Here is a 20499-nt window from a genome sequence, read left to right as displayed (position 1 = left end):
TTTCGCCCCTTCTCGGCCCAATGAATACCCCGAACGCAGATCATGCGGCCCGGCCAACACCCGACGCGGCCTTGCGGGACGCGGCGCAGAAGTTGGAGGCCGGGTTCCTCGCGGAGATGCTGAAATCCGCCGGGTTGGGTGAAACCCCCGAGACCCATGGCGGCGGTGCGGGTGAGGATCAGTTCGCATCGTTCCTGCGCCACGCGCAGGCCGAAGAGATGGTCAAGGCCGGAGGGATAGGCCTTTCTGAAGCCCTGTTTCACGCGCTGAAGGAAGATGACGATGCACGCTGATGCTCTCTTGGATGCACTCGAAGATCTGCTCATCCGGGAGCGCGGCGCACTCCTGAAGGGTGATCTGGAAAGACTGCCCCGGCTGTTGTCGGAAAAGGAACGCCTGATGCACGCTTTGTCAGGTTTGGATGCGGCAAGCCAAGTGCGAATCGCGCAGATCCGCCCCCTCATTGCCCGCAATCGTTCCCTGCTGGATGCGGCCCTTCGGGGCATGCGCGCCGCCATACGAAGAATCGGCACCCGGCAGAATGCGCGCCATACCCTCAGGACATATGACGACACCGGCGCGCACAGCACCATCGGGCAAGTGCAGCACCGCCTGGAGCGACGCAGTTGATGTCAATTTTACACGAATTCGCCGTACGCGTCCGGTGATGGTTAGGCCTCTCTTAGCATTTCGGACCACAGGCTTAACCGGCATTCGGATAGCCGAATGGCGCGGGCGGCGGCACTGCCCCTGCACGGGTCAGAAGACCTTTGATCAAACCTACACATGCAGGGCCACGCTCCGGGCGCAAAGCCGCCCGCCGATTGAAGGAAGAAACATATGGCAACCTTCCATGCCCCGCCATGATGCGCGTCGCCAGCTGCAATCTTTTTTCTTTTGATGATGACTGGCGGCGCATTGGATTGCGTCCCCATTCCCGTCACCTTCTACTCACCCGGGATCAGTGCTAGCAGCCCTGCTTTAAGAGCAGCTTAACGTTTAAACTTCTACGCATTCCGCCTGCCCCCTCCTCGTAAAGCAGGCAGCATCCCATGCCACTGTCCCCCGCGGGTTTTTTATTCACCGCATGCATCGTTCTTTTTTCTCCCGCCGGTTCGCGCTAGACGGTAACTGGATCGGTGGTGCTCCTCCGGCACGTTGAACGCGCGACGCATTTTTTGAGAGGGAATTCCATGAAGATTGCAATGCTCGGCACAGGTTACGTGGGTTTGGTTTCGGGCGTGTGCCTGTCGGATTTCGGGCACGAGGTTGTCTGCGTCGACAAGGACCCCGCCAAGATCGAGATGCTCGAGCGGGGCGAGGTGCCCATATACGAGCCGGGGCTGGAGGCGGTGATGACCCGCAACGTCGAGGCCGGCCGCTTGTCCTTTACCGGCGACCTGGCCAAGGCGCTCGACGGGGCCGATGCAGTGTTCATTGCCGTTGGCACCCCCTCGCGTCGCGGGGATGGGCATGCCGACCTGCGCCACGTTATGGCCGCGGCCGAGGATATCGCCCGCACCGCCGATCATTACATCGTCATCGTCACCAAATCGACGGTGCCGGTGGGCACCAACCGGATGGTCAAGCAAACCGTGAAAAAGGCCAACCCGGACCTTGATTTCGACGTCGCCTCGAACCCCGAGTTCCTGCGCGAAGGCGCCGCGATCGACGATTTCATGAAACCCGATCGCGTCGTCGTAGGCGTTCAGTCCGAGCGCGCAGCCGCCGTCATGGCCGAGATCTATCGTCCCCTCTACCTGCGGGACTTTCCGATCCTGACCACCGATCTGGAAAGCGCCGAGATGATCAAATACGCCGCCAACGCGTTCCTGGCGACCAAGATCAGCTTCATTAACGAGATCGCCGCCCTGTGCGAACGCACCGGCGGCGACGTCAAGCAGGTCGCGCGCGGCATGGGGCTGGATGGCCGGATCGGCAACAAGTTCCTGCATGCCGGCCCGGGCTATGGCGGGTCATGTTTTCCCAAGGATACCAAGGCCCTGGCCCGAATCGGACAAGACCACTCCGTGCCCATGCACATCACCGAGACGGTGATCGCGGTGAACGATGGCGTCAAGCGGCGGATGATCGACAAGCTGCTGGATCTGTGCTGCGGCTCCTTCAACGGCAAGACCATCGCGGTGCTGGGTGTGACGTTCAAACCCAACACCGATGACATGCGCGATTCACCCGCGCTCGATATCGTGCCGGCGCTTGTCGGTGGCGGCGCCAAGGTGCGCGTGGTCGATCCCCAGGGCCGCCGCGAGGGCGAGGCGCTTCTGCCCGGCGTGCATTGGCTTGATGACCCGTACAAGGCCGCCCACAACGCCGATCTGCTGGTCCTGCTCACTGAATGGAACGAGTTCCGCGCGCTGGACCTGAAAAGGATCGCGCGCAAGATGGCCGACGCCAATATGGCCGATTTGCGCAACGTCTATTCCCTCAAGGACGCCAAGAGCGCGGGCTTTCACACCTACGCCTCCGTTGGCCGCCCCTCGCTCCTTCCGCCCGAGGATTGAGGGGCAGGCGCCCCGTTTGCCTCAGCCAACCTTGCAGGCCGACAGGATCGCCATGTTCAGGATGTCATTGACCGTCGATCCAGACGAACAGATCTGGATCGACTTGTCTACGCCCGACAGGATCGGCCCGATCACCGTGGCGCCCGCCATTTCCTGCATCAGCTTCACGGAAATCGACGCCGAATGCCGCGCCGGCACAACCAGGACATTCGCCGGCCCGGTCAGGCGCTGGAACGGGTAGGCATCTTGCGACTTCACGTTCAGCGCGACATCGACCGTCATCTCGCCTTCGAACTCGAAATCGACGCCCCGCTTCTCCAGAACCTGCGGCGCCAGGTGCATCTTCTCGGCCCGCTCGGACACCGGGTAGCCGAACGTTGAAAAGCTGACAAAGGCCACACGCGGCTCTAGCCCGAGGTGCCGCGCCACCGCCGCCGACCGCTCCGCGATGTTGGCTAGGTCCTCCTGGTCGGGCCACTCATGCACCAGGGTGTCGGAAATCAGCACGATCCGCCCCTTGTGCAAAAGTGCCGTTACCCCGGCCGCCCCATGCGCCGCGTCCGCGTCGAACACGTAGTTGATCCGCTCCATCACGTGGGCCGACTTGCGCGTCGCGCCCGTCACCAACCCGTCGCCATGCCCATGCGCCAGCATCAGCGCCGCGAACACGTGCCGGTCGCGCGCGGCCAGCCGGTGAATGTCGTGCCGGTCGTGGCCCTTTCGCTGCAACCGGCCATAAAGGAACTCCTTGTAGGTGCTCAGATGACTGGTGTTGGCGGCGTTCACCACCTCGATCTCGCGCACCGCGTCCGCCAGGCCAGACACCTCCAGCTTTTCCTTCACATCGGCCTCACGCCCCACGACAAGGGCCTTGCCCAGACCGGAGCGCTGATACATCACCGCCGCCCGCAACACGCGCGGATCGTCCCCTTCGGCAAAGATCATGCGCGCCTGGTTGGCCTTGGCCCGGGTGTGAATGCCCCGCAGAATCGATGCGGTCGGGTCCATTCGCGACTTGAGGTTCAGCTCATAGGCATCCATGTCGATGATCGGCCGCCGCGCCGCGCCGGTTTCCATCCCCGCACGCGCCACTGCCGGCGGTATCCGGTGTATCAGGCGCGGATCGAACGGCGTGGGAATGATGTAATCGCGCCCGAACGTCAGGTTTCGGCCATAGGCCATCGCCACCTCGTCGGGGACATCCTCGCGCGCCAGCGCCGCCAGCGCCTCGGCACAGGCGATCTTCATCTCGTCGTTGATCGCACGCGCGTGAATGTCCAACGCCCCCCGGAACAGGTAGGGAAAGCCCAGAACGTTGTTCACCTGGTTGGGATAATCGCTACGCCCGGTAGCCACGATGGCATTGACGCGCACCTCGTGCGCCTCCTCTGGCGTGATCTCGGGGTCGGGGTTGGCCATGGCGAAGATCACCGGGTTGTCGGCCATCGACGCCACCATGGCTTGCGTCACTGCCCCCTTGACCGACACGCCAAGGAACACGTCCGCGCCGTCCATCGCCTCTTCCAGGGTGCGCGCGTCGGTTTTGGCCGCATGGGCCGATTTCCATTGGTTCATGCCGTCCTTGCGGCCCTGGTGGATCACGCCCTTGGTGTCGCACAGGATGCAGTTGTCATGCCGCGCGCCCATGGACTTCAGCAGCTCGATACAAGCGATACCAGCCGCCCCCGCGCCGTTGACGACGATGCGCACATCCTCGATCTTCTTGCTCGACAGATGCAGCGCATTAATAAGCCCCGCCGCACAGATCACCGCGGTGCCGTGCTGATCGTCATGGAACACGGGGATGTTCATCTCTTCCTTGAGGCGCTGCTCGATGATGAAACACTCTGGCGCCTTGATATCCTCAAGGTTGATCCCCCCGAATGTCGGCCCCATCAGCTTGACCGCGTCCACGAATGCGTCGGCATCCTCGGTATCCAGCTCGATATCGATGCTGTTCACATCCGCGAAGCGCTTGAACAGAACCGCCTTGCCCTCCATCACCGGCTTGGAGGCCAGCGCCCCCAGGTTGCCCAGGCCCAGAACCGCGGTGCCGTTGCTGATCACCGCCACGAGGTTGCCCTTGTTGGTGTAGTCGAACGCCGTTTCCGGTGCCTCGGCGATTGCCTCGCATGGCACGGCAACCCCCGGCGAATACGCCAGGCTCAGGTCGCGCTGCGTCGTCATCGGAACCGTCGCAGTGATCTCGAACTTGCCGGGTGTCGGCTCCAGGTGAAAGGATAGCGCCTCTTCCGGGGTGATCTTGGATTTGGACATGTGTCGTGCCTGCCTTGATTGGGTTCCAACCTCTTACCCCGTGAACGCCCGCGCCTCAACCGCGCTGCGTTTTCGCCTTTTCCCTGCGGTGCGTGGTTTGTAAGGTCCGGGCGAAACTCTGGGGGGCAATCGTGAGTTCCAACACCGCAACCGTCACGCCCATGATGGCGCAGTACCTCGAGATCAAGGCGCAGTACGATGGCGCGCTGCTGTTCTACCGGATGGGCGATTTCTACGAGATGTTCTTCGACGACGCCGTCGCCGCGGCCGAGGCGCTGGATATCGCCCTGACCAAGCGGGGCAAGCACGAGGGCGCCGACATCCCCATGTGCGGCGTGCCCGTGCATTCCGCCGAAGGGTACCTGCTGACCCTGATCCGCAAAGGCTTTCGTGTCGCCGTCTGCGAACAGATGGAAGATCCGGCCACCGCGAAAAAGCGCGGCTCCAAGGCCGTTGTCCGGCGCGAGGTGGTGCGCCTCGTCACCCCCGGCACCCTCACCGAGGATAGCCTTCTGGAAGCGCGCCGTCACAACTACCTTGCCGCCTATGCCCGCGTGCGCGACGCCGGGGCGCTGGCATGGGTCGATATCTCGACCGGATCGTTTCACGTGATGGAGCTGCCCGCCGTGCGCCTTGGCCCCGAACTGGCCCGCCTGATGCCGTCCGAAGTGATCCTGCCCGAAACGCTTGAGGCCGAATTGGCCGAAACAGTCTCTGAATCGGGTGCATCCCCAACCGGGCTGGGCCGCACCTCGTTCGATAGCACCAATGGCGACAAGCGCCTGCGTGATCTGTTTGGCGTCGGTAGCCTTGATGCCTACGGGCAGTTCACCCGCGCCGAGGTGGCCGCCATGGGCGCGATCGTGGATTACCTTGATGTCACGCAGCGCGGGCGCCTGCCCCTGCTGCGCCCACCGCAGCGCGAAAATGCCACCCGCGTTATGCAGATCGACGCCGCAACACGCCGCAACCTTGAACTGACCCAGAGCCTTTCGGGCGGCCGCGCCGGCTCGCTTCTGGCGGCGGTGGATCGCACCGTAACCGCCGCCGGTGCCCGCCTGCTTGAGCGGCGGCTTTCCAGCCCCTCGCAGGTACTTGGGGTCATCGCCGAGCGGCTCGATTGCGTGTCATTCATGGTGGAACAGTCTCATATATCTGCCCGCCTGCGCGACGCGCTGCGTAAGGTGCCCGACCTGGATCGCGCGTTGTCGCGGCTGGGGCTTGATCGGGGCGGACCGCGCGATCTGGCTGCCGTGCGGGGCGGGTTGACGCAAGCCGCCGAGATCGCCGCCACCCTCGATGGCACCGAGTTGCCCGACCTGCTTCAACGCGCTTTGTCGTCTCTCACGGGGCACGACGCGCTTCTTGACCTGCTGGATCAGGCCCTTGTGGCCGAGCCGCCCCTTCTGGCGCGCGATGGCGGGTTCATCGCCCCCGGCTATGACACCGAACTGGACGAATTGCGCCAGCTTCGCGACGAAGGCCGCGGCGTCATCGCCCGCATGCAGCAGGACTATGCCCGCGAAACCGGGATTTCATCGCTCAAGATCAAGCACAACAACGTTCTTGGCTATTTCATCGAGGTCACCGCCACCCATTCCGAAAAGATGCTTTCGCCGCCCCTTTCCGACAGCTTCAAGCACCGGCAGACCACGGCGAACCAGCTTCGTTTCACCACCCCCGCCCTAACCGAGATGGAGACCCGCATTCTCAACGCAGGCGGCCGCGCGCTTGATATCGAAAAGCGGCTCTATGACAGCCTGAAATCGCAAATTCTTGAACAGGCCGGCCCGATTGCCGCCGCCGCCGCCTCGCTGGCAGAACTGGATCTGGCGATCGCGCTGGCCGATCTGGCGCGGGGCGAGGGATGGTGCCGCCCGCAGGTGGACAGTTCTCGCGCGCTGGACATCGCGGGGGGGCGCCATCCGGTGGTTGAACAGGCTCTAAAACAGGCCGGATCGCCCTTTATCGCCAATGATTGCGTGTTGGGCGAGCAATCGGATCTATGGCTGCTGACCGGCCCCAACATGGCCGGCAAATCCACCTTTTTGCGGCAGAATGCCCTGATCGCCCTGTTGGCGCAAATGGGCAGCTTCGTGCCCGCCAACAGTGCCCGCATCGGCATCGTCAGCCAATTGTTCAGCCGCGTCGGCGCGTCGGACGACCTGGCGCGCGGGCGCTCGACCTTCATGGTGGAAATGGTCGAAACCGCCGCCATCCTGAACCAGGCCGATGATCGCGGGCTGGTCATCCTTGATGAGATCGGGCGCGGCACCGCCACCTATGATGGCTTGTCGATCGCATGGGCCACGCTGGAACACCTGCACGAGGTGAACCGCTGCCGCGCGCTGTTTGCCACCCATTATCACGAGCTGACGGCGCTGGCGGGCAAGCTGCCCCGCGTGGAAAACGCCACCGTCGCGGTCAAGGAACACGCCGGCGACGTGGTTTTCCTGCACGAGGTGCGCAAGGGCGCGGCTGATCGCTCCTACGGGGTGCAGGTAGCCAAGCTGGCGGGCCTGCCCGCCCCCGTGATCGCCCGCGCGCGCGTCATCCTAGAGGCGCTGGAAACCGGCGAGCGGGAAGGCGCGGGCAAGCAAAAGGCGATCATCGACGATCTGCCGCTGTTTTCGGCCGCGCCCGCCCCCGCGCCGCAAAAACCCGATGAGGCATCGCCCATCGCCGAACGCCTGCACGCCATCCACCCCGACGAGATGACCCCGCGCGAGGCGCTTCAGGCGATTTATGATCTAAAGGCAGAGCTGGGCGAGTAACCCTCAGCGCGGCGAGCGCTTGGCAAGGATGCGCTGCAACGTCCGGCGGTGCATGTTCAATCGCCGCGCGGTTTCGCTGACATTGCGATCGCATAGCTCGTAAACCCGCTGAATATGCTCCCACCGCACGCGGTCGGCGCTCATCGGGTTCTCGGGCGGCGGCGGCGGGTCGTCCTCGCTGGCCAGCAGGGCGTTGGTGATGTCGGTGGCATCGGCAGGTTTCGACAGGTAATCCGTTGCGCCGATCTTGACGGCGGCTACCGCGGTGGCAATCGCGCCGTATCCCGTCAGAACCACAATCCGGCAATCGGGACGCTTTTCGCGCAACACCTCGACCACGTCGAGGCCGTTGCCATCCTCCAGCCGCAGATCGCACACCGCGTAGGCGGGCGGCCGTGCGGTGGCAATCGCCTGCCCCGCCGCAACGGATAGCGCGGTTTCCACCTCGAAGCCGCGCCGCTCCATCGCCTTGGCAAGGCGTCTCAGGAATGGCTCGTCATCATCCAGCAAGAGCAAACTCTTGTCTTCACCGATCTCTCGCTGGTCGATTGCCATGCTAATCCTCCTCAGCCTACGCAAGGGTCTTAGCATGTTATCTATAGCGCAGGCCACGGCCCGTCAAACACAGGGCTTCAAGCAAAGCGCCTCAGCGCGCCTCGAGAAAGCACTCGACCTTGTCGGCCAATTGCCCGGGGCTCAAGTCGCGCTTGAAAAACTCGACGAACCCCTCATCGGGGAAAACCAGGTAGCTGAACGTCGAATGGTCCACCAGGTAATAATCCTCGTTGCCCTCTTCGGGCTCATTCTTCTTGTAATACGTGCGATAGGCTTGGCTGGCCGCCTTGACCTGCTCGGGCGTACCGGTCAGGCCCACCATCCGCGGGTGCAGGTTCTCGGTGAAATCAGCCAGCAATTCGGGCGTATCGCGCGCCGGGTCGATCGAGATGAACACCGGCTTCACGATCTTGCCCCGCTCCTCCAGAAGCTCGATCGCCTCGGCGTTGCGGGAATTGTCCAGCGGGCAGACATCGGGGCAAAACGAGTACCCGAAATACAAAAGCGACGGCTTGTCGATCACATCGGCATCCGTCACCGTCTTGCCGGTTTCATCCACCAGGGTGAACGGCCCGCCTATCTGCGATGAGCCACCCGCCACCTTGGAAGATCGGCATTGCGCGTACTTGTCTGCATCGCCGTCCGATCCACCGAAAAGGGTGATCCCGGTCAACACCGCGATGAAAAGAACGGCCCCCACGGCCGCGAGGATGGCTATATTGCGGGTCATTTCGTCTCTCCTGGGCGGATGGCGTGGTCATTGATCGGTCTGTGCTGCATATTTATCATCACAAGAAGGATTGCAACGGGACGTAGCCGCGCACATGACAAACACCGATCTCAGCGTTCTCAAAGGGCGCCAGCGCGGCAACTGGATCAGGTTGCGCACCATCATCCTGCTACGCTGGGTCGCCATCGTGGGGCAGCTTGCGGCGCTAGTCGTCTCGCAACAGATCTATCGCCTCGACCTACCGATGGGGGCGTGCCTGATGGTGGTCGGCGTCGCCGTGATCGGCAACCTTCTTTCGCTGTTCATCTTCCCGGAAAACAAGCGGCTTTCGGAAACCGAAAACCTGCTGATGGTGCTGTTCGACCTCCTGCAACTGGGGATGTTGCTGTATCTCACCGGCGGCCTGAACAACCCGTTCTCGATCCTGATCATCGGGCCGGTGATGGTATCCGCCTCGGCCCTCAGCCTCAGATCGACGGTGTTCATGGGCCTGACCGCGATCCTCATGGTCAGTCTGCTCAGCCAGTTTCACGTCCCCCTGCGCACAGAACAGGGGTTCATCATGCGCATCCCCGATATCTTCGTGTTCGGCGCATGGGCGTCGATCGTGATTGCCGTGGTGTTTCTAAGCGTCTATTCCCGCCGCGTTGCCGTGGAAATGCACGCCATGTCCGATGCGCTTCAGGCCACGCAAATCGCCCTGGCCCGCGAGCAGAAGCTAACCGACCTGGGCGGCGTGGTCGCCGCCGCCGCGCATGAGCTGGGCACGCCCCTCGCCACGATCAAGCTGACCAGCGCCGAACTGATGGAGGATCTCGCCGATCGCCCCGATTTGCGCGACGATGCCGCGCTGATCCGCGATCAGGCGGATCGCTGCCGCGACATCCTGCGCTCCATGGGTCGCGCCGGAAAGGACGATCTGCACATGCGCAGCGCCCCGCTCAGCGCCCTGATCGAAGAAGCGGCCGAACCCCACACCGCGCGCGGCAAGCAGATCCACTTTCTCGTGGCCGAGGCGAATGACGAGAGCGCCGGCCCGCAACCCACCGTGTATCGGCGCCCCGAAATCATCCACGGGTTGCGCAACCTGATCCAGAACGCCGTGGATTTTGCCGCCGCCAATGTCTGGATCGAGTCCGAGTGGTCCGCCGATCGCGTCACGCTGCGGATCATGGATGATGGCCCCGGCTACCCTGTCGATCTGATCGGGCGCATCGGCGATCCGTTCGTGCGCCGCCGCCGCACCCCCGATCAGGGCACACCCCGCCCCGGATACGAGGGGATGGGCCTTGGCCTTTTTATCGCGAAAACGCTGCTTGAACGGGCGGGGGCCGAGCTTAGCTTTGCCAATGGTATCGATCCCGGCCACGCCCGCGCCGGCCAATCGGCGCAATGCGGTGCCATTGTCGAGTTGACATGGCCCCGGCACGCGCTGGATGCCGACCCGGGCGATGGCGCGCTTGGCCCCAATCAGCAGATAACTGGCTGAACTTTGCGCAATTTAATAGTGTCTTAACCATTCTTGGCACAGCATGCCTTGTCCCGAACGCGTGAGGCATAGCATGACCTATCTGCCAATCTCCCAACTTCTTGGCACTGTCGCGATCGGCGGGTGTACCGCGATCGTTGCGTTCTGGCTCACCTCGTGGCGCGAGCGGCGGGCCGAAACGGGGCGGCGCGCCCTACTGAAAAGGGATGAAAACGCCACCTGCTTCCTGTTCGACGACACCACCCTGCTTGATTCCACGCCGCCGGCTGCCGCACTCCTTGCCTCGGTGCCGGGCGGCAATGACAACGACTGGGCCCGCCTTCGCCGCGCGCTGGCGCCGCGTTTTCCGTCCTTTCCCGGCGCGCCTGACGCAGTGCGTGCGGCCGGCCACCTGGACATCCCGACCAGTACGCTGGCCGCCCATGCGCATGTCACCGCCGAATGGCACGACGGCGTTATCCGCGTCTGCCTGATGGATGAATGCGCCGACGCCCCCCTGTCTTCGGTGGGCCGCCATCACCTGCAAATCCTCGAGTCCGAGATGACGACCCTGCAACAGGCGGTCCAGAACACCCCCTATCCCGTGTGGCAGGTGTCGAACGCGGGCACCGTGACCTGGGCAAACCGCGCCTATCGCACCCTTGCGGACAGGTTGGGCGTTGACGATCAGGCGCAGCCGAACACCATTACACCCCTATTTGACCTGCCCGACCAAGACGCCGACACTTCCACATGCCAACGGGTGTCCCTGACGGCGGGCGATCAAGTGCATTGGTTCGATGTCAGCTCGACGCGCGTCAATGGCGGGCATATGCACTACGCAACAGACGTCAACGCCGTGGTGAATGCCGAAATCGCGCAGCGCAACTTCGTTCAAACGCTGGCCAAGACCTTTGCGCAGCTCTCCACCGGGCTGGCCATATTCGACCGCTCGCGCCGCCTGGCCCTGTTCAACCCGGCGCTGACCAATCTCACCGGCCTGTCCGCCGAATTCCTGAGCGCGCGGCCCGACCTGCTGACCATGTTCGACCAGATGCGCGAACTGCAGATGATGCCAGAGCCGCGCAATTACGCCACCTGGCGCGAGGAAATATCCGATGTCATCGCCGCCGCCAGCGACGGGCGCTACCAGGAAACCTGGTCGCTGCCCTCGGGCCTGACATACCGCGTCACCGGGCGGCCGCACCCCGATGGCGCCATTGCCTTCCTTTTCGAGGACATCAGCGCCGAGGTCGCCTCGACCCGCCGCTATCGCGCGCAATTGGAACTGGGGCAATCCATGATGAACCACCTCGATCAGGCGGTAGCGGTGTTCTCGCCCAGCGGCGTGCTGGATTTCTGCAACGCGCCGTATCGCGATCTTTGGGCAACCGACCCCGACAGCAGCTTTGCCGAGATGACCCTGACCGATTGTATCACCCTTTGGCGCCAAAAATGCGGTGCAACCCCGGCCTGGACACGGATGCAGGCGTATTTCTCGAACCCCGGCGCCACAACCGATTGGCGCGGCGAGGTGCGGCTTGCCAGCGGTGATATGCTGGCCTGCCACGTCGCCCCGCTCAGCCATGGCGCCACGATGGTTGCCTTTCGCCGAACCCAGGCCGCCAGCATCCGGGATTTGGCACAGATCCCGGGATGATCCCACTTGCAGGGACAGCCCCGCGCGTTACTCTGCGCGCATGGAGCAGTTTTCCCACCACGCCGCGCTTGCCTCGCCGGGCGCGACAGATACCTTCGCCACATGCCTTGGCGCGCGGCTGTTTCCGGGTGATGTCATCCTGCTGGAGGGGCCTATCGGCGCTGGGAAAACCCATTTCGCCCGCGCCCTGATCCAATCCATCCTCACCGTGCCCGAGGATGTCCCATCACCCACCTTCACCCTTGTCCAAACCTATGACACCACCCGCGGCGAGGTTTGGCACACGGATCTTTACCGCCTGTTGCACCCTGATGATATCGAGGAGCTGGGCCTGCCCGAGGCGATGACAGACGCCATTTGCCTGATCGAATGGCCAGACAGGCTTGGCTCCTTGCGCCCCGATGGCGCGCTCTCGCTGGATTTCGCGACCACCGAGGCCGAGGACGCCCGCACCCTGACCTTGACGTGGCAGCACGACAAGTGGAATGAGCGGCTGATGGGGTGCCTGCCATGACCGACCGCCAATTGCTTTGCGATACCTTCCTTGCCGGGGCTGGCTGGGCCGCGGCATCGCGCGCGCCGCTGGCCGGCGATGCCTCCAACCGCCGCTATGAGCGCCTGTCGCTTGACACGCACCGCGCCGTCCTGATGGATGCGCCCCCAGATAGCGGCGAGGATGTGCGCCCCTTTGCCCGCATCGCCCGCTACCTTGCGGCGCAGGGCCTCAGCGCGCCGCGCATCATCGCCGAGGATGCCGATCACGGCTTTCTCCTGCTCGAGGATCTGGGCGATGCGCTCTTTGCCCACGTCGTCGCCGATGACCCGTCCCTTGAACCCCCCCTGTACGAGGCGGCGACCGACGTGCTCGTCCACCTGCACGCGGCTGACCCTCCGGCGGATTTGCCGCCCTATTCCCCGGCGTTGATGGCCCGCATGTCGGCGCTGGCGTGGCAGTGGTACGCCGCGGGCGCCGATCGCCCCGCGCCCGAGGCCGAGGCCGCCTTTACCGCCACGTTCCAGCCGATGCTTGAACAAGACGCCGCCGATGCCTCCGTCCTCATTCAGCGGGACTATCACGCCGAAAACCTGCTCTGGCTGCCGGATCGCACGGGCGTCGCGCGCGTTGGCCTGCTGGATTTCCAGGACGCGCTGCGCGGCCATCCCGCATATGACCTCGTCTCGGTCCTGCAAGATGCCCGCCGCGACGTGCCCCCGGCCATTGAGCGCGCGATGATCGCCCGCTACTGCGCCGCAACAGGCCGAAACAGAGACACATTTGAGCACGCCTACCACCTGCTTGGCACACAGCGGAACCTGCGCATTGTCGGCGTCTTTGCGCGCCTGTGCATGACCGCGGGCAAATCCCACTACATCGATCTGATCCCCCGTGTCTGGACCCTGTTGGAACGCGATTTGGCGCATCCCGCCCTCGCCCCGGTCCGTGCCATGATCACCGATAGCCTGCCACCGCCCACGCCCGACACCCTGCAAAGGCTGAAATCCCGATGCGCGATCGCCCCGACGCAGTGATGCTGTTCGCTGCGGGCTTTGGCACCCGCATGCGGCCCCTGACCGATGACCGGCCCAAGCCGCTTATTTCGGTGGCGGGGCGGGCGCTGATTGATCATGCGCTTGATATCGTCGAGGACTACGGCGCATCGCGCGTTGTCGTGAACGCGCATTACATGGCCGACATGCTTGCCGCGCACCTGTCGGGCCGCGACGTGGCCCTGTCGCACGAGACGCCCAGCATCCTTGATACCGGCGGTGGCCTGCGCCGGGCGCAGCCCCTGCTGGGGCCGGGGCCGGTCTTGACGATGAACACCGACGCCGTCTGGCGCGGCGAAAACCCGCTGCGCCTTGCCTCGCAGGCATGGGATGGCGCGCAGATGGATGCGCTGCTGCTTTGCCTGCCCGCCGCCCGCGCCACCGGGCACGACGGGCCGGGCGATTTTACGCTCGGTGCCAATGGCCGCCTGACGCGCGGCGGCGACCTGATCTTTACCGGGGTGCAGGTGATCCGCCCCGAAATCCTGTCCGATATCCCCGCCGCCGCATTTTCGCTCAACGTGGTGTGGGACAGGCTGGCGCATGCCGGGCGGCTGTTTGGCGCCACCTATACCGGCGATTGGTGCGATGTCGGCCATCCGGGCGGCATTGCGCTGGCTGAACGGATGATCGGGGGCGCGGATGTTTGACCCTGATCCCGCCCGGCGCCCCCGCGTCTATGGCATGGACCCGGGCGTGGATTTCCCTGCCGCGCTCGTCTCGGGATTACGCGCCGCCTATGCCGGAAAGCCGCCGCAAGACCTGGCCCGCGTACGCCTCATCGTAAATACCCGGCGCATGGCCCGGCGCATCCGCACCCTGTTTGACGAGGGCCCGCCGCTCTTGCTGCCGCGGATCGGGCTGGTCACAGACCTGACCAACCTGGCGGGTCCCACCGATGTGCCCGCCGCCGTGCCGCCCCTGCGCCGCCGCCTTGAAATCTCACAGCTCGTCGCCGGCCTACTTGAACGCGAGCCGGGCCTTGCCCCCCGTGCGGCCCTCTTTGACCTGGCCGACAGCCTTGCCGCCCTCATGGACGAAATGCATGGTGAGGGCGTGTCGCCGGACGCAATCCGCGCCCTTGATGTGTCGGATCAGTCCGGCCATTGGGCGCGGGCGCTGCGGTTTCTGGACATCGTGCAGCACTATTTCGACCTGGCCGGCGGCCCGCCCGACACCGAAACGCGGCAACGCCTGATCGTCGAAGACCTGACTACCCGTTGGCAAGACGCGCCGCCGCAGGAGCCCGTCATTCTTGCCGGCTCGACCGGCTCGCGCGGGACCACCATGCGCCTGATGCAGGCCGTCGCGGCCCTGCCCCGCGGCGCCATCGTGCTGCCGGGGTTCGATTTCGACATGCCGCCGCCCGCGTGGGATGACGTGTCCGACCCGCTCACCGCCGAGGATCACCCGCAATACCGCTTTCGCGTGCTGATGGATCGCCTTGGCATTGAGTCCTCCGATATTCGCCGCTGGCCCCGCGTCGCGCCGCCCCACCCCGCGCGCAATGCGGTCGTCTCCCTCGCCCTGCGCCCTGCGCCGGTCACCGATCAATGGCTGACCGAGGGCCCCGCCCTGCGCGACATCGGCGATGCAATGGCCGGCATCACCCTGATCGAGGCGCCCTCGATGCGCGACGAGGCCCTGAGCATCGCCATGCGCCTGCGGCAGGCCGCTGATGATGGCCGCACCGCCGCCCTCATCACGCCCGACCGCATGCTTAGCCGGCAGGTCACCGCCGCGCTGGACCGTTGGAAAATCCTGCCCGACGACAGCGCCGGCATGCCCCTGCACCTGTCCCCGCCGGGTCGGTTTTTGCGCCATGTTGCGGCTCTGTTTCAGGCGAATTTGACGGCCGAGGCATTGCTGACCTTGCTGCTGCACCCACTCACCCACTCGGAATCGGGGCGCGGGCCGCACCTCATGCATGCCCGCGCGCTTGAGCTGTATATCCGCCGCCACGGCGTGCCCTTCCCCGACTCAGACGCGTTGCGCACATGGGCCGAGATCCAAAGCGACCCTGCCGCCGCCCACTGGGCCGAATGGGTCATCGCCTGCTTTATGGACCAGGCCACGCCGAAAAACGCGCCCCTCGCCGACAGGCTCGCCGCGCATATTGCGCTGGCGGAACGCATCGCACGCGGCCCGGATGGCACGGCAAGCGGTGCGCTCTGGGCCAACAAGGCCGGCGAGGCGGCGCGCGCCGCCATTGACGCGCTGATCGCCGAGGCGGATGCCGGCGGCGCCATGTCGGCCACCGATTACACGGACATGATCGGCGCGATCCTCGCCCGGCAAGAGGTCCGCGACCGCGACGCGCCGCACCCCCGCATCCTGATCTGGGGCACGCTCGAGGCGCGCGTTCAGGGCGCCGAAATCCTGATCCTCGGTGGCCTGAATGAAGGGAGCTGGCCGGAGATGCCTCCCGCCGACCCGTGGTTGAACCGCAAGATGCGGCACGATGCCGGCCTTTTGGTGCCCGAACGGCGCATCGGCCTGTCGGCGCATGATTTCCAACAGGCCGTCGCGGCGCCCGAGGTGTGGCTGACCCGCTCGGTCCGCTCGGATGATGCCGAAACGGTCGCTTCGCGCTGGCTCAACCGGCTGGGAAACCTGCTGCACGGCCTTCCGGATCAAGGTGGCCAGCAGGCGCTTGCCGACATGCGCGCGCGCGGCAACGTCTGGCTTGCCCGCGCGCGCCAGATGGAAACGCCCGGCGAAACCCCCGCCGCGCCGCGCCCCTCGCCGCGCCCACCAGTCGCCGCGCGCCCCCGGCAGCTTTCGGTCACGGCGATCAAGCGCCTGATCCGCGATCCCTATGCCATCTACGCGCGTCATACTCTGCGGCTGAAGCCGCTGGACCCGTTGATGCGCGCGCCCGATGCCCTGCTGCGCGGCATTATCACCCATTCCGTTTTCGAGGCCTTCATGCGCGAAGTCCGCGAGACCTCGCACGCTCTGACCGCCGCGCGCCTGATGGAAATATCAGACACTGTTCTTGCCCAAAACGTCCCCTGGCCCGATATTCGCACCCTGTGGAAGGCACGCCTTGCCCGCGCATCCGAGCGGTTCATCACCGACGAATCCCGCCGACAGACACAGGCGCAGCCCGCCGATTTCGAAGTAGGGGGCGCCGCCGTCATCCGCGACATTGGCTTTACTCTGACGGCACAGGCCGATCGCATCGACCGCACCGCCGATGGCGCGCTGCATATCTACGATTACAAGACCGGCAAGCCCCCCTCAAAGCCGCAGCAGCAACATTTCGACAAGCAGCTCCTGCTTGAGGCCGCGATTGCCGAGTTTGGAGGCTTCCACGGGATCGATCCCGGCCCGGTGACGCACGCGGCCTATATCGGCCTGGGCAGCGATCAGGGCGAATATCCCGCCCCCTTGGAAGAAGAGCCGGTCATCACCGTCTGGGAGAATTTCGATAAGCTCATAAGAGCCTATTTCAGTCCAAAGCAGGGATATACCGCCCGCCGCGCCATGTTTCGCGACACCGATCATAGCGATTATGATCAGCTCGCCCGCTTTGGCGAGTGGGATGTCACCACGCCCCCCACGCCCGAGGATCTGCCATGACCCCGCCGCGCGACGAGGCCACGAACCGGCAGGTGCAGGCCGCCAACCCCGAGAACTCGACCTGGCTGTCGGCCAATGCCGGCTCTGGCAAGACTCGCGTGCTAACCGATCGCGTTGCGCGCCTGCTGCTGAACCGTGTGCAGCCGCAGCACATCCTGTGCCTGACCTACACCAAGGCCGCCGCCAGCGAGATGCAGAACCGCCTTTTCCGCCGCCTTGGCGAATGGGCGATGCTGGAGGATGGCGCGCTGCGCAGTAAGCTGGCCGATCTGGGGCTGGATCATCCGCTTGACGACACCGAACTGCGCAACGCGCGCACCCTGTTTGCCCGCGCCATTGAGACGCCCGGCGGCCTCAAGATCCAGACGATTCATTCGTTCTGTTCGTCTCTGTTACGGCGTTTTCCGCTCGAATCCGGCGTCAGTCCCCAGTTTGCCGAGATGGAGGAACGCGCCATCGCCCTGCTGCGCGCCGAGGTGGTACAGGGCATGGCCGACGGCCCACAGGCGGCGCTGGTCGATGGCGTTGCACAGTACCACACCGGCGGCGATTTCGACGACCTGACCGCCGCAATCACCAACGCCCGCGGCGCCTTTGCTCAGGCCCCGCAAGCCGGCGATATCTGGTCCTGGCTGAACCTGCCCAAGGGTTTTGACCGCGCTGCACTGCTCGAATCGGTGTTCCTTGGCGGTGAAGGCGCGTTCTTGGACCAGGTCGCGCAGGTCATGGGGCAGGGGACAAGCACCGACATCACACATGCCGCGCGGCTTGCCGCACTGACCCCCGGCACGCTTGACGCGCTTGAGGAAATGGAGGGCATCTTCCTCACCGGCGCCAGCGCGAAAGAGCCGTTTTCTGCCAAGTTAGGGACTGTTCCAACTAAAAAAACTGGCGAAGCATTGGGCGATCTGCTACCGCAGCTACACGATCTGATGCGCCGGGTCGAGGCCGCCCGCGAGGCGCGGCTGGCCCTTGCAACGGCCGAGAAAACGCTGGCGCTGCACCGCTTTGCGCAGGCGTTTCTGACCGAGTACGAGCACCGCAAAACCCTGCGCGGCTGGCTCGATTTCGACGATCTGATCTTCAAGGCGCGCAATCTCCTGACCGATCCAGCGGTCGCCGAATGGGTTCTCTACCGGCTTGATGGCGGGATCGACCATATCCTTGTGGACGAGGCGCAGGACACCAGTCCCGAGCAATGGCGCGTGATCGAGTTGCTGGCGCAGGAGTTCACCAGCGGCGCGGGCGCGCGGCCCGACACCCCGCGCACGATTTTCGTCGTTGGCGACAAGAAACAGTCGATTTATTCATTCCAGGGCGCCGATCCCCGCGAATTCGACCGCATGCGTGCCGATTTCGACGCCCGCCTCCAAGACGCCGGCCGCCCCCTTGCCACGTTCGAGTTGGAGCACTCATTTCGCTCGGCGCAAATCATCCTCGACCTGGTCGATCAATGCTTCGAGGGTCGCGCATCGTCCGGGTTTTCCGTCGGCTCGCGCCACCGCGCATTCAAATCCGCCATGCCCGGCCGCGTCGATCTTTGGCCGCTGATCGAGCCCGCCGATACCGATGACGACAACGAGAAATGGCACGACCCTGTCGATCGCCTTGGCAAGCGGCATCACATGGTCCAACTGGCCCAACGGATCGCCGCCGAGATCCGGCGCATGATCGACGTAAAAGAGACTATTCCGGCCGAAAATGCTCCCAACGCGATGCGCCCCGTGCGCGAGGGCGACTTCCTGATCCTGGTGCAGCGCCGCTCGATCCTGTTCCAGGAGGTGATCCGCGCCTGCAAGGAACAGCGCCTTGCCATTGCCGGTGCTGACCGGCTCAAGGTTGGGGCGGAGCTGGCCGTGCGCGATCTGGCCGCGCTAATGGCATTCCTTGCCACGCCCGATGACGACCTGTCGCTTGCCGTTGCCCTCAAATCGCCGCTTCTGGGCTGGACGGAGGCACAGCTTTACGCCCTCGCGCAGCCACGCAAGGGGCGGCTTTGGCCCGCGCTGCGTGACCGCGCGGATGAGTACCCCCAGACGATGGCGATGCTGACAGATCTACGCGATCACACAGATTTCCTACGCCCCTACGACCTGATCGAGCGGATCCTTACCCGCCACCAGGGCCGCCGCCATCTTCTGGCGCGGCTGGGCCCCGAGGCCGAGGATGGCATCAACGCCTTCCTCGCTCAGGCGCTGGCCTATGAACGCAGCGCCGTGCCCAGCCTGACGGGGTTCCTGCAATGGATGGAAACCGACGATCTTGAGATCAAGCGCCAGATGGACAGCGCCGGCAACCGTATCCGCGTGATGACGGTGCATGGCGCCAAGGGGCTGGAATCGCCCATCGTGATCCTGCCCGACACCGGCAAGCGCAACCTGCGCGGCGCGGATTCGATCATCGTGGATCAGGGTCAGGCGCTTTGGCGGCTGAACGGCAAATCCCTGCCCGCGCGCCTGCAGGACGCCACCACCACCGCCACTGAGCGCGAACAGGCCGAGCGTGATCGCCTGCTGTACGTCGCCATGACGCGCGCGGAAAAGTGGCTAATCGTCGCCGCGGCGGGCGATTTGGGCAAGGACGGGCAGGCTTGGTATTCGCGCGTCGATACGGCGATGGACGCGTTGAGTGCGGAGGCGCATCCATTCTCGTTCGGCACCGGCAAGCGCCTGTCGCGCGGGGATTGGTCCGCGCCGATCGCCCCGGAATCAGAGCCTGATACAGCCCAAATGGCCGATTTGCCCTCGTATTTCGGCATCGCCGCGCCGCACCCGCCAGCTGCGCCCGCCACCCTGTCACCATCCGATCTGGGCGGCGCCAAGGCCCTGCCGGGCGACGCTGGCCAGGACGAGGAAGCAGCCCTGCGCCGCGGCAGGCAGATCCATACCCTGTTGGAGCATCTGCCGCCCGTCCCGCCCGAAGATTGGGTCGGGCAGGCGGCGCGCCTTCTGGGGCACGGTCCGGACGGCGTCGATGACGTCGCCCTTTCGCCCCTTCTGGACGAGGTGCGCCGCACCCTGTCGGACCCCGATTGCACATTCCTCTTCGGCAACGATGCCTTGGCCGAGGTGCCGGTGTCCGCCACCCTTGATTCGCTGGAGGGTCGCCGCGTTCACGGGGTCATCGACAGGTTGCTGATCACCCCCGATTATGTGCTTGCCGTGGATTTCAAAACCAATGCCGAAATCCCCACCCGCCCCGAGGACACGCCCGAAGGGCTACTGCGGCAAATGGGCGCCTATGCCGCGGCGCTTGCGCTTCTTTATCCGGATCGCCGCGTTGACACCGCCCTTTTGTGGACGGCCGGCCCGCGCCTCATGCGGTTGCCGCACGATCTCGTGACAACCGCGCTGTCCCGGGCCGAGATCGCTTGACCCTAC

Annotated in this window: 14 protein-coding genes; 11 read left to right on the top strand and 3 right to left on the bottom strand. The window is 64.8% G+C overall.

Annotation, left to right across the window (positions count from 1 at the left end):
• Window positions 1-20: 20 nt before the first annotated feature.
• The 3 genes from G568_RS18680 to G568_RS0110705 all read left to right on the top strand — a co-directional run bounded on the left by G568_RS18680 (window position 21) and on the right by G568_RS0110705 (window position 2522).
• Window positions 21-293 carry a rod-binding protein gene (locus G568_RS18680; RefSeq protein ID WP_051202922.1) on the top strand — a complete coding sequence of 91 codons (273 nt, stop codon included), beginning with the start codon at window positions 21-23 and terminating at the stop codon, window positions 291-293.
• On the top strand, window positions 277-630 hold the full coding sequence (locus G568_RS0110710; protein WP_026758033.1) for a hypothetical protein: 354 nt from the start codon (window positions 277-279) through the stop codon (window positions 628-630). The genes G568_RS18680 and G568_RS0110710 overlap by 17 nt, the downstream gene beginning before the upstream one ends.
• A 563-nt stretch (window positions 631-1193) precedes the next feature.
• Complete coding sequence (locus tag G568_RS0110705) at window positions 1194-2522, top strand: UDP-glucose dehydrogenase family protein (RefSeq protein WP_026758032.1); 1329 nt, start codon at window positions 1194-1196, stop codon at window positions 2520-2522.
• A 21-nt stretch (window positions 2523-2543) separates the two neighbouring features.
• On the opposite strand, the gene G568_RS0110700 is transcribed toward G568_RS0110705, so the two are convergent.
• On the bottom strand, window positions 2544-4799 hold the full coding sequence (locus G568_RS0110700; protein WP_026758031.1) for an NADP-dependent malic enzyme: 2256 nt from the start codon (window positions 4797-4799) through the stop codon (window positions 2544-2546).
• 161 nt (window positions 4800-4960) lie between these two features.
• On the opposite strand from G568_RS0110700, the gene mutS reads away from it, so the two are divergent.
• Window positions 4961-7573, top strand: coding sequence for a DNA mismatch repair protein MutS (gene mutS / locus G568_RS0110695; RefSeq protein ID WP_037374022.1), 2613 nt, complete (start codon window positions 4961-4963; stop codon window positions 7571-7573).
• A 3-nt stretch (window positions 7574-7576) separates the two neighbouring features.
• Here mutS and G568_RS0110690 read toward each other — a convergent pair whose 3' ends face one another.
• Both G568_RS0110690 and G568_RS0110685 read right to left on the bottom strand, forming a co-directional pair.
• Window positions 7577-8128: an ActR/PrrA/RegA family redox response regulator transcription factor gene (locus tag G568_RS0110690; RefSeq protein WP_026758029.1), complete on the bottom strand. Its 552-nt coding sequence runs from the start codon at window positions 8126-8128 to the stop codon at window positions 7577-7579.
• Between the two features lie 91 nt (window positions 8129-8219).
• Window positions 8220-8858, bottom strand: a complete 639-nt coding sequence (locus tag G568_RS0110685) for an SCO family protein (protein ID WP_026758028.1) — start codon at window positions 8856-8858, stop codon at window positions 8220-8222.
• Window positions 8859-8952: 94 nt separating this feature from the next.
• Here G568_RS0110685 and regB point away from each other — a divergent pair, with 94 nt between their 5' ends.
• The 7 genes from regB (at window position 8953) to addA (ending at window position 20493) form a co-directional block, all read left to right on the top strand.
• Window positions 8953-10347, top strand: a complete 1395-nt coding sequence (regB, locus tag G568_RS0110680) for a sensor histidine kinase RegB (protein ID WP_037374021.1) — start codon at window positions 8953-8955, stop codon at window positions 10345-10347.
• 73 nt (window positions 10348-10420) lie between these two features.
• Complete coding sequence (locus tag G568_RS18675; RefSeq protein WP_051202921.1) at window positions 10421-11986, top strand: PAS-domain containing protein; 1566 nt, start codon at window positions 10421-10423, stop codon at window positions 11984-11986.
• A gap of 40 nt (window positions 11987-12026) precedes the next feature.
• Complete coding sequence (tsaE, locus tag G568_RS0110670; RefSeq protein WP_026758026.1) at window positions 12027-12500, top strand: tRNA (adenosine(37)-N6)-threonylcarbamoyltransferase complex ATPase subunit type 1 TsaE; 474 nt, start codon at window positions 12027-12029, stop codon at window positions 12498-12500.
• Window positions 12497-13516 carry an aminoglycoside phosphotransferase family protein gene (locus G568_RS0110665; protein WP_026758025.1) on the top strand — a complete coding sequence of 340 codons (1020 nt, stop codon included), beginning with the start codon at window positions 12497-12499 and terminating at the stop codon, window positions 13514-13516. The genes tsaE and G568_RS0110665 overlap by 4 nt, the downstream gene beginning before the upstream one ends.
• Window positions 13492-14184, top strand: a complete 693-nt coding sequence (locus tag G568_RS0110660) for a nucleotidyltransferase family protein (RefSeq protein ID WP_026758024.1) — start codon at window positions 13492-13494, stop codon at window positions 14182-14184. Before G568_RS0110665 ends, G568_RS0110660 begins: the two co-directional genes overlap by 25 nt.
• A complete protein-coding gene (gene addB / locus G568_RS0110655) occupies window positions 14177-17119 on the top strand; it encodes a double-strand break repair protein AddB (protein WP_026758023.1) in 2943 nt (980 codons plus the stop codon). The genes G568_RS0110660 and addB overlap by 8 nt, the downstream gene beginning before the upstream one ends.
• Window positions 17116-20493, top strand: coding sequence for a double-strand break repair helicase AddA (gene addA / locus G568_RS0110650; RefSeq protein WP_026758022.1), 3378 nt, complete (start codon window positions 17116-17118; stop codon window positions 20491-20493). The genes addB and addA overlap by 4 nt, the downstream gene beginning before the upstream one ends.
• Window positions 20494-20499: the final 6 nt, after the last annotated feature.

It is taken from the genome of Sediminimonas qiaohouensis DSM 21189 (assembly GCF_000423645.1).
GTDB lineage: Bacteria > Pseudomonadota > Alphaproteobacteria > Rhodobacterales > Rhodobacteraceae > Sediminimonas > Sediminimonas qiaohouensis.
This window is presented reverse-complemented; position numbering and strand designations above follow the sequence as displayed.

What these genes read in the sequence shown, in the direction of transcription:
- G568_RS0110705 (WP_026758032.1), top strand. Translation starts at nt 1,194, where the DNA reads ATGAAGATTGCAATGCTCGGCACAGGTTACGTGGGTTTGGTTTCGGGC.
- regB (WP_037374021.1), top strand. Translation starts at nt 8,953, where the DNA reads ATGACAAACACCGATCTCAGCGTTCTCAAAGGGCGCCAGCGCGGCAAC.
- addA (WP_026758022.1), top strand. Translation starts at nt 17,116, where the DNA reads ATGACCCCGCCGCGCGACGAGGCCACGAACCGGCAGGTGCAGGCCGCC.
- mutS (WP_037374022.1), top strand. Translation starts at nt 4,961, where the DNA reads ATGATGGCGCAGTACCTCGAGATCAAGGCGCAGTACGATGGCGCGCTG.
- G568_RS0110690 (WP_026758029.1), bottom strand. Translation starts at nt 8,128, where the DNA reads ATGGCAATCGACCAGCGAGAGATCGGTGAAGACAAGAGTTTGCTCTTG.
- G568_RS0110685 (WP_026758028.1), bottom strand. Translation starts at nt 8,858, where the DNA reads ATGACCCGCAATATAGCCATCCTCGCGGCCGTGGGGGCCGTTCTTTTC.
- G568_RS18680 (WP_051202922.1), top strand. Translation starts at nt 21, where the DNA reads ATGAATACCCCGAACGCAGATCATGCGGCCCGGCCAACACCCGACGCG.
- G568_RS0110710 (WP_026758033.1), top strand. Translation starts at nt 277, where the DNA reads ATGACGATGCACGCTGATGCTCTCTTGGATGCACTCGAAGATCTGCTC.
- addB (WP_026758023.1), top strand. Translation starts at nt 14,177, where the DNA reads ATGTTTGACCCTGATCCCGCCCGGCGCCCCCGCGTCTATGGCATGGAC.
- G568_RS0110660 (WP_026758024.1), top strand. Translation starts at nt 13,492, where the DNA reads ATGCGCGATCGCCCCGACGCAGTGATGCTGTTCGCTGCGGGCTTTGGC.
- G568_RS0110700 (WP_026758031.1), bottom strand. Translation starts at nt 4,799, where the DNA reads ATGTCCAAATCCAAGATCACCCCGGAAGAGGCGCTATCCTTTCACCTG.
- G568_RS0110665 (WP_026758025.1), top strand. Translation starts at nt 12,497, where the DNA reads ATGACCGACCGCCAATTGCTTTGCGATACCTTCCTTGCCGGGGCTGGC.
- tsaE (WP_026758026.1), top strand. Translation starts at nt 12,027, where the DNA reads ATGGAGCAGTTTTCCCACCACGCCGCGCTTGCCTCGCCGGGCGCGACA.
- G568_RS18675 (WP_051202921.1), top strand. Translation starts at nt 10,421, where the DNA reads ATGACCTATCTGCCAATCTCCCAACTTCTTGGCACTGTCGCGATCGGC.